At 50.6% G+C, this 267-nt stretch carries 1 pseudogene; it reads left to right on the top strand.

Annotation, left to right across the window (positions count from 1 at the left end):
- Positions 1–15 precede the first annotated feature (15 nt).
- Positions 16–267: pseudogene (locus tag LJE08_RS14090) on the top strand (hypothetical protein); the annotation flags it as partial.

Below are 267 nucleotides of genomic sequence, written 5' to 3'. Positions count from 1 at the left end.
CCGGCTGGCAGCGGTATTTCAGTCAGCACGATGAAAAAAATCAAGGCTCAGCACGTTACGGGACTGCTGTTTACGTCAACGCCTGCTCGTCAATATCCGGCCGGTGAATTTGCCAGTCAATTGATTGGTCTGGCTACTGCCAAGACCAATGACAAGACGGGTCAGACCAAGCTGGTTGGGCGACTGGGATTGGAAAGCTATTTCAATAAGAACCTGACCGGTATCAACGGCCTAAAGGAAATCAAGCAGGACGTCTATGGCTATCAG

The sequence above is a fragment of the Holdemanella sp. DFI.5.55 genome, from assembly GCF_020593575.1.
Taxonomy (GTDB): domain Bacteria; phylum Bacillota_I; class Bacilli_A; order Erysipelotrichales; family Erysipelotrichaceae; genus Holdemanella; species Holdemanella hominis.
Note: the sequence above shows the minus strand (reverse complement) of the source record. Positions and strands in the feature narration are given on the sequence as shown.